Origin of the sequence: Salinivibrio socompensis S35, assembly GCF_000513715.1 — a bacterium.
Classification (GTDB): domain Bacteria; phylum Pseudomonadota; class Gammaproteobacteria; order Enterobacterales; family Vibrionaceae; genus Salinivibrio; species Salinivibrio socompensis.
Window position 1 is genome coordinate 1 of the sequence record NZ_AQOD01000192.1, and the last position, 1,438, is coordinate 1,438.

Genomic DNA, 1,438 nt, shown 5'->3' on the forward strand with positions numbered 1-1,438 from the left:
TCCTGTCTACCGTCCGGTTAGGTATGGAAGTCCTCAGGCGACCAGACTACGAAATTATAACTCAACACCTCTTAGCTGCGGCTGTGGTTCTAGCCCAGCAGCTCTTAAAAGAGGGCTATGCATTGGCGGATTTATGAGGGGATCTCTCAGGGCTTTGTGCCCTCGGGCAGCCCAAGCAAATGAAGTAAAATTGATAATTGCTTGGCTTCCTGGCACTGACGGTATATCTAAAAAAACACTGTTCGATGACTGGCTGTCAGCACTATGCACCGACGTTGCGGCACCAGTCGCAAGCTGCAAGTGAGAAATATACCTTCCGGCACAATGAGACGATTGGTCCTTAGCGTCCCGTCAGCTGAGATAAACGTGTTATATCCATCATATGGTCCGCCATACCCAAAACCAGCATCACCCGATCTAAACTGCGACCCACTGACTAGCCCACCATGTATTTTGGGTGCTTTGATATTCAATGTTGCATTGATTTCATCGTATGTAAGCTTTTTGCCCGTCAGCTCAGTGATCGTTGCTTTTGATATGAACGCAGTGTCTATAAACACCTGACCCTTTCCATTTACAACAAAAGGAAACTTGCTCTTCCCTTTACTGGTTATTGCAAATGTGTGAGGGTTAAAAAGTGCCCAGCCATCTTTAATGTATGCAGTGTCAGCCACGTCAAGCTCTTGAGCTTGCACACGAGGCATTAATATTTTATTTGGATTATTCAGTCTCTTGTGCTGAAACTCTTTATAACCATTTTTTGTCTTAGCACTCAAAGTGACCGCACCAATCCTTTGAGGGTTTTGCTGGTAGGAAGAAAATGCAAAAGATAATCGACGCAGGCCCTTCATCAATGTATTCGTCAAGTCCAATTTTTATGTAAACGTAATTTTGGTTCAGACTCGTGTTAACATCAAAGTCAACAGCATTATCTTTAATTTCAAAAAATGTTGAAGGCATTCTTGCTGAAATTAGCTCTACGACTTTCCCGTTAATGAAGACTTGAAAACCTCTGATATGCACGTCAACGAGAGTGAATTGAAGAATGATAGTTCCAACTTTCCTATCATTCGACTCTTCAATATCAAACATTTTCACATCATCCAGAGAGCCATACATGACAAACGGTACTGGCTTCTTTAAATCGGATGACGTGGCCAGTAATGGCACATTGTCGTTATTCCTGTCTGTTACATAGAGCCGAGATGAGTTTATGATTGTTTTTTGCTTGCTAGCGTAAAAGTAAGCGGTTAATAAACCGGTGAGCGCCTACTCGACATCACTGAGTTCCACACACCACGGCATCAGATCTGACATATCGTCCGATGGCGAGCGCTTAGGTAATTCAGCGAACAGGTGCCGGAAGTAATAATAGGGATTGATGTCATTGGCACGGCATGTCATCACCAAGCTATACAGATTRGCACTCGCTTTTGCA

3 protein-coding genes and 1 pseudogene are annotated in these 1,438 nt (G+C 43.6%); 1 reads left to right on the forward strand and 3 read right to left on the reverse strand.

Annotated elements, in window-relative coordinates:
- A pseudogene (locus DZ54_RS25045) lies at window positions 1-137 on the forward strand (IS4 family transposase); the annotation flags it as partial.
- Between the two features lie 90 nt (window positions 138-227).
- On the opposite strand, the gene DZ54_RS0116575 reads toward DZ54_RS25045, so the two are convergent.
- The 3 genes from DZ54_RS0116575 to DZ54_RS24480 form a co-directional block, all read right to left on the reverse strand.
- Window positions 228-851 (reverse strand): hypothetical protein, encoded by a 624-nt coding sequence (locus tag DZ54_RS0116575; RefSeq protein ID WP_128080565.1) that lies wholly within the window; start codon window positions 849-851, stop codon window positions 228-230.
- Window positions 766-1,170 carry a hypothetical protein gene (locus DZ54_RS25345; RefSeq protein WP_037355063.1) on the reverse strand — a complete coding sequence of 135 codons (405 nt, stop codon included), beginning with the start codon at window positions 1,168-1,170 and terminating at the stop codon, window positions 766-768. Before DZ54_RS25345 ends, DZ54_RS0116575 begins: the two co-directional genes overlap by 86 nt.
- A gap of 99 nt (window positions 1,171-1,269) precedes the next feature.
- A partial coding sequence (locus DZ54_RS24480; RefSeq protein ID WP_164831616.1) for a transposase domain-containing protein occupies window positions 1,270-1,438 on the reverse strand: 169 nt, incomplete at its 5' end.